Annotated in this window: 12 protein-coding genes; 7 read left to right on the top strand and 5 right to left on the bottom strand. The window is 71.0% G+C overall.

The features are described from left to right. The first annotated feature begins 1,054 nt into the window (after positions 1-1,054). The 4 genes from OO47_RS31875 (at position 1,055) to OO47_RS31860 (ending at position 8,579) form a co-directional block, all read left to right on the top strand. On the top strand, positions 1,055-3,580 hold the full coding sequence (locus OO47_RS31875) for a DEAD/DEAH box helicase (RefSeq protein WP_078490104.1): 2,526 nt from the start codon (positions 1,055-1,057) through the stop codon (positions 3,578-3,580). A gap of 232 nt (positions 3,581-3,812) precedes the next feature. Beyond that, a complete protein-coding gene (locus OO47_RS31870) occupies positions 3,813-4,463 on the top strand; it encodes a hypothetical protein (protein WP_199812369.1) in 651 nt (216 codons plus the stop codon). Then, complete coding sequence (locus OO47_RS31865) at positions 4,460-6,466, top strand: coiled-coil domain-containing protein (protein WP_030222990.1); 2,007 nt, start codon at positions 4,460-4,462, stop codon at positions 6,464-6,466. The genes OO47_RS31870 and OO47_RS31865 overlap by 4 nt, the downstream gene beginning before the upstream one ends. 40 nt (positions 6,467-6,506) lie before the next feature. Then, positions 6,507-8,579, top strand: coding sequence for a hypothetical protein (locus OO47_RS31860; protein ID WP_158708738.1), 2,073 nt, complete (start codon positions 6,507-6,509; stop codon positions 8,577-8,579). A gap of 57 nt (positions 8,580-8,636) precedes the next feature. On the opposite strand, the gene OO47_RS31855 is transcribed toward OO47_RS31860, so the two are convergent. After that, entirely contained in the window at positions 8,637-8,819 is a 183-nt protein-coding gene (locus tag OO47_RS31855) for a hypothetical protein (RefSeq protein ID WP_030222983.1), read from the bottom strand. A gap of 98 nt (positions 8,820-8,917) precedes the next feature. On the opposite strand from OO47_RS31855, the gene OO47_RS31850 reads away from it, so the two are divergent. Together OO47_RS31850 and OO47_RS37090 are read left to right on the top strand one after the other, a co-directional pair. Continuing rightward, positions 8,918-9,151: a hypothetical protein gene (locus tag OO47_RS31850; RefSeq protein WP_030222980.1), complete on the top strand. Its 234-nt coding sequence runs from the start codon at positions 8,918-8,920 to the stop codon at positions 9,149-9,151. A 544-nt stretch (positions 9,152-9,695) separates the two neighbouring features. Next, entirely contained in the window at positions 9,696-9,974 is a 279-nt protein-coding gene (locus OO47_RS37090) for a hypothetical protein (RefSeq protein ID WP_030222977.1), read from the top strand. Positions 9,975-10,056: 82 nt separating this feature from the next. Here the strand turns inward: OO47_RS37090 and OO47_RS31840 are convergent, their stop codons facing one another. Beyond that, a complete protein-coding gene (locus tag OO47_RS31840; protein ID WP_234323369.1) occupies positions 10,057-10,812 on the bottom strand; it encodes a hypothetical protein in 756 nt (251 codons plus the stop codon). A 208-nt stretch (positions 10,813-11,020) separates the two neighbouring features. Here OO47_RS31840 and OO47_RS31835 point away from each other — a divergent pair, with 208 nt between their 5' ends. Next, positions 11,021-11,713, top strand: a complete 693-nt coding sequence (locus OO47_RS31835) for a hypothetical protein (protein ID WP_030222973.1) — start codon at positions 11,021-11,023, stop codon at positions 11,711-11,713. Between the two features lie 70 nt (positions 11,714-11,783). Here the strand turns inward: OO47_RS31835 and OO47_RS31830 are convergent, their stop codons facing one another. The 3 genes from OO47_RS31830 to OO47_RS31820 form a co-directional block, all read right to left on the bottom strand. Then, the gene (locus OO47_RS31830; protein ID WP_051716410.1) at positions 11,784-12,227 is read right to left on the bottom strand and encodes a RapZ C-terminal domain-containing protein; all 444 of its coding nucleotides are present in this window, start codon (positions 12,225-12,227) and stop codon (positions 11,784-11,786) included. Between the two features lie 269 nt (positions 12,228-12,496). Next, on the bottom strand, positions 12,497-12,796 hold the full coding sequence (locus tag OO47_RS31825; protein WP_030222968.1) for a hypothetical protein: 300 nt from the start codon (positions 12,794-12,796) through the stop codon (positions 12,497-12,499). A 109-nt stretch (positions 12,797-12,905) separates the two neighbouring features. Then, on the bottom strand, positions 12,906-13,190 hold the full coding sequence (locus OO47_RS31820; protein WP_030222965.1) for a hypothetical protein: 285 nt from the start codon (positions 13,188-13,190) through the stop codon (positions 12,906-12,908). Positions 13,191-13,327: the final 137 nt, after the last annotated feature.

Genomic DNA, 13,327 nt, shown 5'->3' with positions numbered 1-13,327 from the left:
CTGCTGGGACGCCTCGGCGGAGGCGGCGACCGCGCTCGCGAGGTTCGTACCGGCGTCGAGCGAGTAGCATCGCGCTTCGCGCGATGCAAGGGAAAGGGTCCGCTTCGCGGACCCTTTCCGCTCCCGCTCCGCGGGAGCGGAGGCGGCTCGCTGCGCTCCCCGCCCGCCGGGTCCGCTCCGCTCCCCCGGCAAAAACTAAGAGAGGCCGGCTCGCTGCGCGAGCCGGGGCGCAGGGCTCCGCCCTGCTTGGTGGCCTCCGCTGCGCTCCAGCCACCAAGGGCGCTGCGCGCCCTGACGGTGCGCCACGCTCCGCGCGGCCCACAGAAAGCAGCAGCAACTCGAGTCGGGGTGCGGGCGGGTGGTCAGTTAGGTGGATTGGGTGGCCTTCCGACCAGGGTGTCAATGCATCCTTGATACCAGTCTTCTTCGGTATCGGGAGTTGTTCCCGTCCTGCCAGGCGGGGCAATGAGCTGACATGCGAGCCGTGCGGCATCGTCGACTTGAACAGTCAAGGGGTTCACCCTGCCGGAGTGAAGTGCGCCGAGTGCTGCTCCTTCACCTCCGTGATAGGCCACTGCATGCCGTGACGGCTGTTGCGGACTCTTCTCGTTACCGCTGGGGGTGGCCTCCCCTTGCAGTAGGCCAAGGAGGGGCAGGCCGAGGGCTAGGAAGAAGGCCAAGAAGATGACGCCTTGGCTGAAGGCAGGTAAGGAGCAGAACCATCCGTAGAGGCTCCGCCACGATGCGGCTTGTCTCATGCCCGTCAGCCTAGACGGCGCGGACTCTGCTGGGAACCAAATGGTCTTCGGTGTCCCGGTTGGTAATGTGCTTCAATCTGTATCCAAGATAAACTTTGGAGACAGATGGTGTCGCCTTGTGTTCTTAAGGGCCGGTATTGAGATCCGCCTAGCCGCGTTGCTGGTGTTCCGGTGGGGCGGTTCAACCAGCCGCTCGCGTCAGTCCAATCGTAGCCCTTATGGCTGCTCTACGTGCAGGTTTCCCGTTTCCCGCCGCTCCAATCGACCGGGTGGCACTCCAGGAGAAGGCAGGCGATATGTCGAGCACCGACCGCGTTGATCAGCGCGAGGCAGCCCAGCGAGAAGCGATTGACGCGGTCGTGCGCGCCCTCGAATTTCCTGCAAGATCGCTTATGCCCGAGCGAGGGCTTCGAACGCAGGTGATCATGGCGACCGGGTCCGGGAAGACGAGGGTGGCGGTCCGCAGCGCGGAGGAGCTCCACGCGGGCCGTGTGCTGGTGATCGTGCCCTCGCTGGACCTGCTCGCCCAGACCGAGGCCGCGTGGCGCGAGGGAGGCCGCCGGGGCCCGATGATCGGGGTGTCCTCGCTGCGGGGTGAGGAGGTGCCCTTCCCCAACACCACGGACGTGGACGAGCTGGTGGAGTGGACGCGCGGCCTGGACAAGGTGACCGTGTACGCCACGTACGCCTCGCTCGGGCTGGGCACGCTGGAGCGGGCGCACGCCGGGGGCCTGGCGGCCTGGGACCTGATCGTCGTGGACGAAGCCCACCGCGTTTCGGGCCGGATCGGCAAGCCCTGGGCGGTCGTCCACGACAACCAGAAGATCCCTTCCCTGCGCCGCCTGTACATGACGGCCACGCCCCGGCTGTGGCAGCTCGGGGACGAGGACGAGGCCGGCGCCCCGGGCGAGCTGGTCGCGAGCATGGAAGACGACCCCGAGGGCCCCTTCGGCAGCCGCTGCTTCACCCTGACCCTCTCGGAGGCCATCGACCGGGGAATCTGTGCCCCCTACCAGGTCGTATGCCTGGACGTCACCGACACCGCGCTCCAGGCCGCCCAGCTCCTGGGCGCCGAGGGCCGCTCGGCAGAGGTCCGCGGGGCCCGGCTCGCCGCCCTGCAGACCGCCCTGGTGAAGGCGTCCGCGGAGGAGGGATTCCGGCGCACGCTCGTGTTCCACCACGTGGTGAAGGAGGCCGAAGCGTTCGCGGCCGGCCTTCCCGACGTCGCCGCGCAGCTGCACGCCTCCGACCCCGAGCTGTACCCGAAGACGATCTGGGCGGACTGGCTGTGCGGCGACCACAAGCCGCTCCACCGCCGCCGGCTCCTCGGGGAGTTCGCGGCCGGGATCGCCACGGACGGCACCGTCGTGGAAAAGTGCTACCTCAGCTCGGTGAAGGTCCTCGGCGAGGGCGTCGACACCAAGAACTGCGACTCCGTCTACTGGGCCGACGTACGCGGCTCCATGCCGGACCTCGTCCAGGCCGTGGGCCGGGCGCTGCGGATGCAGCCCGGCGAGGGCAAGATGGCCTCGCTCGTGGTGCCGGTCCTGCTCGGGCCGGGCGAGACGGCGGACAACATGCTGACCTCCCGGGCGTTCGGCGGCCTCGCCAAGCTCTTGGAGGCGCTGCGGGCCCACGACGCGCGGATCGTGGAGACCCTCGCGGAGCAGCAGGCCCCGAGCCGCTACAAGCCCGTCAGCAAGGACGACAGCGGCAAGAGCACGAACGGGAGCGGTGAGGGCTCCGGAGGCGTCAGTACCCCCGCCAGGGCCCTGCTGAAGTTCTCCACGCCTCGCGACCCGGCCGCGCTCGCCGCGTTCATCAACCTGCGGGTTCTCAACCCGGAGCATGAGCACTGGCGGCGCGGGGTGGAGGCCGCCGTCATCTACGCCCGCGAGTACGGCGACCTCCGCGTGCCGTTCACGTTCCGCGTGCCCGCCGTCGACGACCAGGAGGTGGAGGGTGAGGTGTGGCCGGCCTCGCTCGCCAGGTTCCCGCTCGGGCAGTGGACCGCCGACTGCCGACGGTTCTACGCCCGCGGCGACATGGACGAGGATCGCGTCGCGCAGCTGGAGAGGCTCGGCATGATCTGGTCGCACTACGACGTCGCCTGGGAGGAGGGCCTGGCCGCCGCGCGCGGGTGGGCGGCCGAACACGGGCACCTCCTGGCCCCGCTGGACGCCACCTACCAGGGCGCGAAGGTGGGCATCTGGCTGAAGAACGCGCGGGCCGCCGCCCGGAAGGCTGCCGAGATCGCGCAGCGGCGTGCCGAGGGCCTGCCGGTGGAGTCGTCGGCCGGGGCGCTGTCGGACGAGCGGCGTGAGCAGTTGGAGGAGATCGACGCGTCCTGGTGCCCGAGCTGGCCAGTGACGTGGCAGCGGTGCTTCCACCTGGTGAGGATGCACCTAGACGCCGGTGAGGCGCTGCCCACCAAGGCGGGCGAGGTCCTGCGCCAGGGCGAGGACCTCGGCCGCTGGGTGCAGTCGGTCCGGTACGGGTGGGACCAGCTCACGACCGTGCAGCAGTGGATGTGTGAGCAGGTCCTCGGGATCGAGCCCGCAGCCGAGGGCGAGAAGCCGCCGCCGCGCCGTACGCAGGCCGACAAGTGGGCGATGAACTACGAGGCCGCCCGCCAGTTCTACGCGCGCGAGGGCCACCTCCAGGTCCCCAGGAAACACGTCGAGCGGATCGTCGGCGGCGAGGGCCAGGAAGAGCGCGAGCACAAGCTGGGTGCCTGGATCGGGAACCAGCGCTCCCGGGCGGCGACGCTGACGCCGGAGCGCATCGAGCTGCTGTCCGCGATCGGGATGCGGTGGTCCTGATGGTGGGCGTCGTCGTCACCGCGGTCTGCTCGATCAAGACCTGGACCAGTTAGCCCGCTGGTCAGGCTCTGGCGGACGGCGCGACTGTGGTGCGCCGATTCGCGCCGACTTCTCCCCACTCACCTCAACACACTGACAGGATGTTGTTCAGGACCTAGGGTGTGTGCCGATCCAGAGGAGCGTGATGGTCGGATCCGCAGGAGTACGTCGGGCCACTCGCTGGCAGGATTCGGTGCGGCTGCTGTTGCTGATCGACGCCGCCGCAAAGCCAGCGGCCGAAGGCGAGTCGGTGCCGCCGGCGACCGTCGGGGTGGTCCACACCCAGGTGCGGCTGCAGAAGCTCGACTTCTGGGTCCGCAATCCGGACTACCTGGCCTACGAGCTGATGAACGAGTACGTGGCCGCTCCGGACGTTCCTCGGGTGCTGGAGCTTGCCGCAGAGATCCTGGAGTCCGAGGAACCGGATCTGCGGCGCTTCCCGATGCTGCGTTACAAGTACGGCGCCTTCGAGGAGCTCGATGACGCTCTGGCGCCGCTGGTGGAACGGGGGCTGCTGCGCAAGACGCAAGTCCTCGGGCGTGAGCGCGTGGTGGAGCACATCTACTTCCTGCTGGAGCGGGGCCGGCAGGTGGCGCAGTCGATGGTCGCCGAGGCGCCCGCGCTGGCCTGGTACGTCGAGCGCACCCGCCTGGTTGTGGACCTGGTCGACGGTCTCGGCGGCACACAGCTAAAGGACCGGCAGTACCTGCTGCGGGACTACGCCGACACCCCCTGGGGCCAGCACATCGGCCCCATCACCGAGCAGGCCCGCGAGCGGCTGCGCGAACTTCAAGCGGCACCAGGCCCGGGAGCCACGGGCGACACTGACCAGGAGGCTTCATGACCGCGCCCGGCCCGGCCCGCTCCGACGCGAAGGACCTGACCGTCGCCCCGAGCGCCGGCGACATCCTGAAGGAGGTCGCGGAGAAGCTGGGGCTGACGCCGGTGCAGGTCGAGCGGACTCTGGCCGAGGCGAACATCACCCTGAAGAGCCCGACTACCGCCGACCGGCGGCTGCGCATCATCCGGCTGCGCGCCAGCGGCACGAAGCACTCGGGCGACGACTTCACCGTGGAGCAGCCCTTCACTCCAGGGGTGTGGGCGATCGTCCACCCGGACAACAGCGCCGGGAAGACCAGCCTGCTGGAGTTCCTCGTCTTCCCGTTGCGCGGCGGGCCGCGCGATCTGCCGCCCGATGTCCGCTCGTGGCTGCGGCATCTGAGCGTGGACATCGCCGTGGCGGGCCGGGCGATCCGCATCGTCTTGGACGTCGACGACCAGCCGCACCCCCAGTTGCGGGGCCGGATCCTCGCCGGGGAGTCCGTCGACCAGCTGCTGGCCGCGGACGACGAAGCGCTTCGTCTGCTGGCGACAGCGTCGGGCAACGAGGAGGTGAGCCGGTGTATCGGTGAGTTCTTCCTGGACGCGCTGCGTATGGAGCACACCAACCTGTGGCAGGTGACCGGCGGCGCCGACGGCGAGGGGGCCCCGCAGGTCCACGGCTGGGCGTCGTACTTCGGCGCCTGCTACCTCAATCCCGGTGGGGACGAGATCCTGCTCGGCGATGTCGCCGGTGGCCTGCCCGGGCGGCTCATGGAGCTGTTCGTCGACATCCCGTACAGCACGGCCCTCACCCAGCTGTCCGTCGCCGGGAAGCGGGAGAAGAAGACGATCACCCAGGGGCAGCGCCGGGCGGAAGGGGACGCGGAAGCCCGACGGACCGAGCGCGAGGCGTGGCAGACCGAACTCGCCGACGTAACTGGGCAGATCGAGGCGGGGCGCCGGGCGGCTGCCCAAGACATCTCCCCGCTCCTGCGGGCCGCCGACCAGGCTGCGACGGAGCTGCGCGGCATGCGGGCGCTGTTGGAGGAGGCCGAGCAGACGCTCACGGAGGTGTCCGCCGCCCGGATGCGCGCGGAGCAGGGGCTACTGGATGCCCGGGAGACGTGGCAGGCCCGGCGAGTCCTGGGACGGCTGGACCCGGTGTGCTGTCCGCGGTGTGAGGAGCCGCTGGGCAGTGTGCGGCGCAGCGAGGAGCGTGAGCAGGCGAGCTGTGCGGTGTGTACGCGGCCGCTGCCCGAGGTCGACCCGGAGACCGCTGAAGCGCTGCTGGCGGAGCTGGAGCAGACCCTGGAGCGAGCCCAGGATGCCGAGAGGGAGGCAACCGGCCGACGGCTGAGGGCGGTGGAGGCAGTGCAGAGTGCTCTGGTCGACCATCGCGAGGCGGCGGCCGGCCTGGAGCAGGGGCTTGCCACCTCGCAGGCCCACGACCGGCTGCGTGAGCTGGAGATCCGGGCGGCCGAGCTCCGCGGACGGCTCGAGGCGACCGGATCGACGCCTCCGGCTCCGCCGGTCCCGGTGTCCGCCCAGGTCCTGGCCGCCACCGAGGAAGCTGTCCGCGCGGCCGTCGACGCTGCGGCGAAGCAGCTGTTCCCGGCGATGAATGAAGCGATCGTCGAGCTCGCCACACGGTTCGGCGTGCAGAACCTCGACAGCGTCAAACTCGACCGCGCCGGCAAGGTCAACGCCGTCAAGGCCGGGGTGAAGACCGCGTTCAAGAGGCTCAGCCGCGGCGACAGGCTCCGCATGCGGATCGCGACCGTCATCGCGCTTCTGCGTGTGAGTGCCGACCGTGGCGTGGCCACGCACCCCGGCCTCCTTCTGATCGACTCGGTAGCCGCCGAAGAGGTCACCGAGGCGCCAGCCCGCACCTTGATCGCCGAGCTGCAGGCCATCGCCGCAGAACTTCCCGAGCTGCAGGTCGTTCTCACCACGGCGCAGCCCGAGCTCGTCGACGCCCTGCCGAAGGACCACCTCATCACCAGCGACGGTGAACACCTGTTCTAAGCTGCTCGTTCCCGAACCAGCCGGCGACAAGGAGAGGACCGTGGCCCCAAGCGTGGACCAGACGCTCCATGCCTGGGCCAGCAACGCGACCGACGACGAGCTGGACGCCGGGCCCTCGATCGCGGACCTCGGTGGTGCCGAGGCGGTGATCGCGGAGGCCGACCAACTCGCTGCCGGTCCACTCCTGCCCTATCTGCTCACGGCACTGGGCCGCGACCTCGACGCCGTGGACGGTGACCAGGCCCGGCGGTTGCTTGACGCCGCGGCCCAGGGGCTGCGGAACCCCCAGGCCGCCTGGGTCCTGGCCGAAGCGATCGACGTGGTGTGCGCCCACCCGGCGCTCGCCACCCGCCTCGGCACCCGCACCGTCCGGGACCTTGCCGCCCACGTGGAGGCCGCACTCGCCGGCGACGCCGACGCCGCTCTCGCCCAGCCGGCCGTCGCCGGGCTGCTGCGCCTGGCCGTCGCGCAGACGGCCACCCCGCACCGCCTCATGGCGTTGCTCGCCGAGATCACCGGGGACGAGCCGTCCGAGGCTCTGGAGCGCCTGCCGATCCTGGTCGGCGTCGCCCACGACCACTTCGGCGACGACGCCCTGCTCGATGTCCTAAGCGCACTGGAGAACCAGACCGATCTCCCTGCGGGCACCCGGGCCGACGCCACCTTCGAACTGGCCGTCGCGGACATGCGCAGCGCGCTGGAGGCATCCGACCGCTCGGCCGTCGAAGACCATCTGCGCCGGGCCCTGATGCGGTTCAAGGACCTCGACCGCACCCACGAGGCCCGACTCGACGCCCGCGCCCACGCCGCCGCCGTCGACGCGGTCCTCGCCTTCGGTGAACTCGACCAGCAGCCCACGACAGCCGCACCCGCCGAGCAGCGCCTGGCCCAGGCCGCCGCCCAACTGGATGCCACGACCACGCTGCTGACTGAGTGGACCCGCGGTATGCACCGGCTGGACTGGCTCAGCGCCCGCGGACTTGCGCAGAGCGCCTGGTCCCGGCTCGTCACCTCGCTCCAGACTGCCCGCACCCACTTGGACCAACCCAGCTGGTACGACCCGGCCGGCACCCTCGGCGACCTGCTGGACGTCTACGTCGCCAGCCGCAGCATCCACACCACCCGGGCCGACGGATCCGGCGGCCTGACGGCACTGGTGAGCCCACCGGTGGAGGCTGCGTTCGTACGCAGCGACGGCCTGCTGCACCACCTCGAACAGGCCCTCACCACCGACCCGCAGTTCACCGGCTCCCCCGACGCACGGGCGCTGTACGAGGTCGTCCAAGCCCAGCGGCGGGCAGCACCGGCGACCGGGCAGGTGATGCCGGGAAAAGCCCTGGAGGGCCGCCCCACGCTCGCCGGGCTCTTCCAGGCTGACGCCCCGGGACTGCGCGACGACCTCGACCCGCAGCTCCTGGATCAGATCGAGCAGCTCTTGCAGCAGCAGTCCAAGGGCTACACCCCCACCGGCAACGCCCGCTTCGACGCCCACCTGGAATCCCTGCTCGGGAAGCTGGCCACCAGCCCCGCATGGACGCAGCGTGACAGCTCCTACTTCACCACCCTGCTGGAGCAGTTCCTGCGGTTCCTCTACGACCGGTTCGACGCCCAGGCCGACTACTACGGCGCCCGCACCGCCTACCTCGGCCCCTGCCTCGACAAGAAGCCCGACGGCAGCCCCGACCACTGGGACGAGAAGCACGTCCAGGACGACCTCCACCAGCACCTCGCCGGCACGCTCACCCCCGGCACCGTGCAGCGCGAACTCATCGACGTCGCCAGCGGACGCACCGACGTCACCTACACCCCCGAACCCGGCAGCCGCTTCGTCGCCGAGGTCAAACGCCGCGACACCAGATGGACCCGCGAACGCATCGAGAAGAGTTACCTCGCACAGGCCGCCAATTACACCGCCACCGGCCCTCCCTTCGGCCTGCTCCTGGTCGGGGACGATAGCGGCCATACCAGCGGCTACCGGAGCATCGAGGACAGCGTCTGGATCATCCGCCACGCGCGCAGCGCCACCGAGGTACCCCGGCTCATCGTGGTCGGCATCCTGCCGATCGGGCGCCCGACCCCGTCCGCACTACGTATGCCCCGCGTCACCACCTGACCCTTCCTCGGGCCGGTCACCCTGTTGACGCCTCGAGCGGCCCGGACCGAGTCAGGTCTAGGGCGGGTCGAAGGCGTGGAGGACGGTGGTGATGATGGCGTGCACGGCGCCCCAGTCGCCTTCGGGGTCCTTCCCGGGAGGACCGGCCAGCGCGGTGTCGCACTTCCGCTCGAACCTGTCCTGCATGGCCTTCTTGTCCTTCGAGGTGAACCCGCCGGCGCCGGCGGCGTTGAGCGGCATTGGCACCAGCTGGCCGTCGGAGCCGGTAAGGACGTCTCGGCCCAGGTAGAGCTCAAGCGTCGGAACGCGCGGGGTACATCGAGCACCTGGAGGCGTTCGTGGAGCAGCACCGCGCCCGGCTGGAGGAGATGCTGCGCACGCACGGGCCGGGCAGCAGGCCCGCCTCGCACGACCGGTACGCGCTGATCGGCCAACCCGAGACCCTGATCATCCTGGAGCGGATGGAGAACGCCCCGTTCCTCCTGCGCAGCCAGTGGGAGAAGGAGCTGGAGACCGTCTTCCTGGACGACCTCGAGTTCGTCTGGGGGCTGCGCATCCGCCTCAGCCCGTGAGCAGCCAGGGCGGACGGGGAATCCCCCGGGCTCTAGAGAGGGTGCGGACGGCGCACCGAGGCGCGGGTCTGACCGTGGCCTTCGCGGCCGGGCCGCGCCGGGTGCCTGTGAGGCGTTCGGCGATCTAACAGGTCTACGAGAAGTGAAAGGCCCGGACCGGGTGGTCCGGGCCTTCGTCATGCCGTCGGGAAATTTCCTTCCCGGCCGCTGCTGTCGGGGGCCTTCCAGACGACGCCAGGGGGCGAAGGAGGCCTTCCCGATTCAGGACGAGACCTAAGCACCCGCGACCTGTCACTGTCCCGCTCGCTCAAACGAACTCACGCTGGAGGAAATTCCCATGACCACCCACCAGGCATCCGGGGCAGTGAACGAGCCGACCGGCGCTACCCTGGAAACGCCACCCTGGGCCCGGGCCCACGCCCTTCAGGGACGCTCTCAGGCAGAGAGCCGAAGGACCGCCTACCGCGAGGCACCCCCTACCCCCGCGGACGACACCACGCAGGTGTCCGTTGTCCTCCCGCTTTCTGCCCGAAGGAGCAGCATCATGACCCGGGACAACGCTCCCGCCCCCGGCCCCGTCCAGCCGTCCGGCCCGGCGCCCGCTCAGCCTCACCCGCCCAGCACGCCCGAGCCGGACTCCGGCAGAAGGCCGCCCTTCCTGTCGCAGCGCACCGTGTTGATCCTCTTCATCTCGGTGTGCGTGGGCATCGGTGCCGACGTGCTCACCTTCCTTGTCAGCAAGTCGCAGCCGGGGGCTGTCCTTGCCGGTGTCACCGCCTTCGGTGGCTGTACGGCGTGGCTGAACAACCTGGTCGCTTACTGACCAGCGGCACCGGGGCCGGGCAGGATCATCCTGCCCGACCCCGTCGTCGGCCGGCCGGAACCGGGCCTGCCTCGACAGCCGGTCAGGTGAGGCGGGCGATCAGGACGGTGGCGTTGTCCGCGTACGGGTCCCGCTGCGCGCGGGCGCGGCGGACGGCGTCGTCGACCAGGCGCTCGGCGTCCTCGCGCGGATCGCCGGTGAGGTAGGCGGCCAGGTCGTAGTCGATGTCCTCGTGGGGCTCGTAGGTGCCGTCGGAGGCCAGCAGCAGCCACCCCGGCCGGGCAGGTCCGATCATGTACTCGATCGCCGGGTGCCCCCAGTGCTGTTCGGTCTCCTCGTCGTCGCGAATCCCGCCGAGGTAGGCCGTGATCAGGTTGCGGTCACCGTAGCCGTCGTAGGCGCGGCGGGCGTTGTGGTACTCGGTGAGCTGCCGCAGGAGTCCGAGTCCGTCGAGGCGGAGGTAGGCGCGGGCGTCGCCCGACCAGGCGACCGTGAACAGACCGCTGGGGGCGTGGACGGCAACGACGGCCGCCGCGGCCGGGAGGTCGTGGTCGGGGTCGTGGCGGGCGGGGTCGGCGGCGTAGCGCTGGTACTCGGTGCGCAGGCCGGCCTCCGCGTCGCCGTGTCCGGCGGCCGCGCGGGCCAGACGGCGCGCGGCGGTACGGGTCCAGGCCCGGACGGCCGGGGTGTCGCCGACGCCGTCGAGGAGGGCGTAGGCGCGGGTGCCGCCCGGCATCGTGCACACCGCCGTCGCATCGCACTGGAACACCCGGTCCCCGAGCCGCCGGGCGGCGGCGTGCGTCTTCACGGCCAGGTCCTGGCCGGTGTCCTCGCTCATGGCAGAAGCCTTCCAGAACGCGGGCTGGGACGGGGCCTTCGCCGGGTCGCCGGGGTGCCCGGACGGGTGAATCTCCTGCTCGCGTACGCGGGCGTGCCCTTAAACGAATACGCACAACTTGCCCAGTTTCAAAGGGGATTGGCAGTCTTGTGATGTTCCGCCATGGTCTGTCCCATCGCTGATGGCGACCGACCGAGAGGTGACTTCCATGGCACGACGGACCGAGTACGACGAGACGCAGGCCGCCCAGCGGTTGAAGGTGCCGGCGACGGCGTTCCGGTGGGCGCGGCACGCCGGGATCGTCCCGGCCCCCGACCTCCCGCCGGGGCAGTGGTCGCGGGCGGCGGTCGAGGCGATGGATGCCGGCGCCGTACGGGCCGCGATGAACGGGGAGCCGCTCTCGGGCCGGGAGGCGGCGGACCGGATCGCCGCCGCGCTCGGCACGCCGAACAAGATGAACGAGAAGGCGGCGGTCACCTCGTTCGTGGTTCGCCGGTTCATCACCCGCGGACTGCTGGCCGACCTGTCCAGCAACCCGAAGGGCACGTCCCACCACCCCGGCCAGGTCGCCGAGCTCTGCGCGCGAGGGGACTTGGCCGAGCTCGTCACCGCGGACACCCCGCTCGGGCCCGACCAGGCCGCCGACCGCCTGCGGGTGAGGAGGGTGGAGTTCGACTGGATGGTCAAGCTGAAGTGGATCCGCCCCGCGGAGTGGGCCGAGGTGGAGTTCGGCACCTCGCGGGCCGGGGCGGTCAACGTCCCGCTCTACCGCACCGCCGACGTCGACGCCCTCCCCGGCGCACACCCCGAGATCGACTGGGAGGAGCTCCGCCAGGTCGAGAAGGGCCGGCGCTCGCCGCTCGCCGCCCTGCGACCGAAGGAGAAGACGGCGTCGGTGTAGGGGCTGGGCAGGCGAAAGGGGCGGCCGCCCGGAGTTCCCGAGTGGCCGCCCCTCTGGCATGCCGGTCGGGTCAGGAGGGGGTGGAGGAGGTCAGGACGGGGTGGTCGATGTGGTGGTGCTCGATGTCGACGCCGTACGCCCCGCCCCACGCCTCCCAGACAAGACGGCCGACCGCCTCGGCCGCCGCAACGCTCCGGTGCCTTCCTCCCTGGCACGCCACCGTGAGGCGGACCAGACGGCCCACGGGCACCTCTTCGGCCAGGGCGCGCAGTTGCACGGCGGTCCGGTTGATCAAGGTCAGGGCGCCGGGGGTCTTCAGGACGTGAGCGTAGACGTCGTCGTCCAGGCCTGTGCGGAAGCGCATCGCAGAGTCGTCGGCGGGGTTGCGCAGGACTCGGCTGAGGTCGAGGTAGAGACCGGTGCCGACGAGGCCGAGGGCGCCTTCGTGACGGATGCCGATTGAGGAGATGACGGCGGCGACCAGGCCGCGCCCGGGGAGATGTGTGATCTGCATGTCCTCTACCCTCGTCCGGCTTCAAGGCCACCGACAGGGTTTGCCCGTTGCCTCCACGAACGCGCAACGGGCAACGAGACGGGGCGTTTCGGCGGGCGGGCGCTGGAGTGCCGTACGGAGCGAGAGAGTGGGCGGCCCGGTGGTACTGCGTCCCAGAGCGCATCTGGGCACCGGGCCTGACTCGTGCACGCCATATCGGCACGGGCTGGCACGGACCCTACCCGCTCCGGAGCGGCCGGCAGTCATCGTCCCGGTGAGCGGGGCACCGGTCATGGGGTATCGCCGGTGTAGTGGAAGCGGCAGGCGACGCCCGGGCCGGGCTTACGCGCTTCGCCGGGGCGTGGGTCGTACAGCGCGCGGCCGCCGGGCCACCGGCCAAGCTCGGTGGCCAGGGCGACGCCGTCGTCGACCTCCTCGGTCCGCCAGCCGTGGATGTCCAGCAGCAGGCCGTCCAGCGGGCCGCCGACGAGCTCGGCGTAGGTCCGGCCCGGCTTCGGCCCCGGGTCGGGGTCGTCGTGGTCGCAGCCGTACACCCGGCCGCGCAGCAGCTGCTCCTCACCCTCGTTCATCCGACCAGCCTCCCAGCCGCCGCCGACAGCGGAAGGCCGGCGGCGGCCGGTAGTCCGGCCTCTCCCGCCTCGCGGGAGGGCACGGGGGTGCTCTCCCGCGAGGCGGGCGTCAGGCGCAGGGCAGACGGTCGGGAACGTGCCAGTCGATGCGCACCCCCCGGCGGATCAACGCGGTGTAGCTGTCGACCTGGAACGCGGGCGGCTGCCTCTGAGTGAGGCGGCGCAGCACCCGGTGCACGCCGTCGCGCAGTCGGGCGTCGGTCAGCATGGGCGCCTGCTCCTGCAGTTCGTCGAGCAGCTGCGCGACGCGGGCCGCGCGGGACAGCGTGGCATCCGCGAGCGGTCCTTCGGCGAAGCCGTCGCGTACGGACAGGCCGGGCTCGATGACGGTCATGGTGACGTGTCATTTCCGCCCGGCCGCGCCGGTCTCCCGGGTGGAGACGCGGTCGCGGGACCGAGCAGGCGGGAACGTAGAGCACCGACCTCGTTAACGTCGCGTCGCGGCGACCGGCCGGGGGCAGGCACGGCGTG

The sequence above is a fragment of the Streptomyces bikiniensis genome, assembly GCF_000716625.1.
Classification (GTDB): Bacteria; Actinomycetota; Actinomycetes; order Streptomycetales; family Streptomycetaceae; genus Streptomyces; species Streptomyces bikiniensis.
Note: the sequence above shows the minus strand (reverse complement) of the source record. Positions and strands in the feature narration are given on the sequence as shown.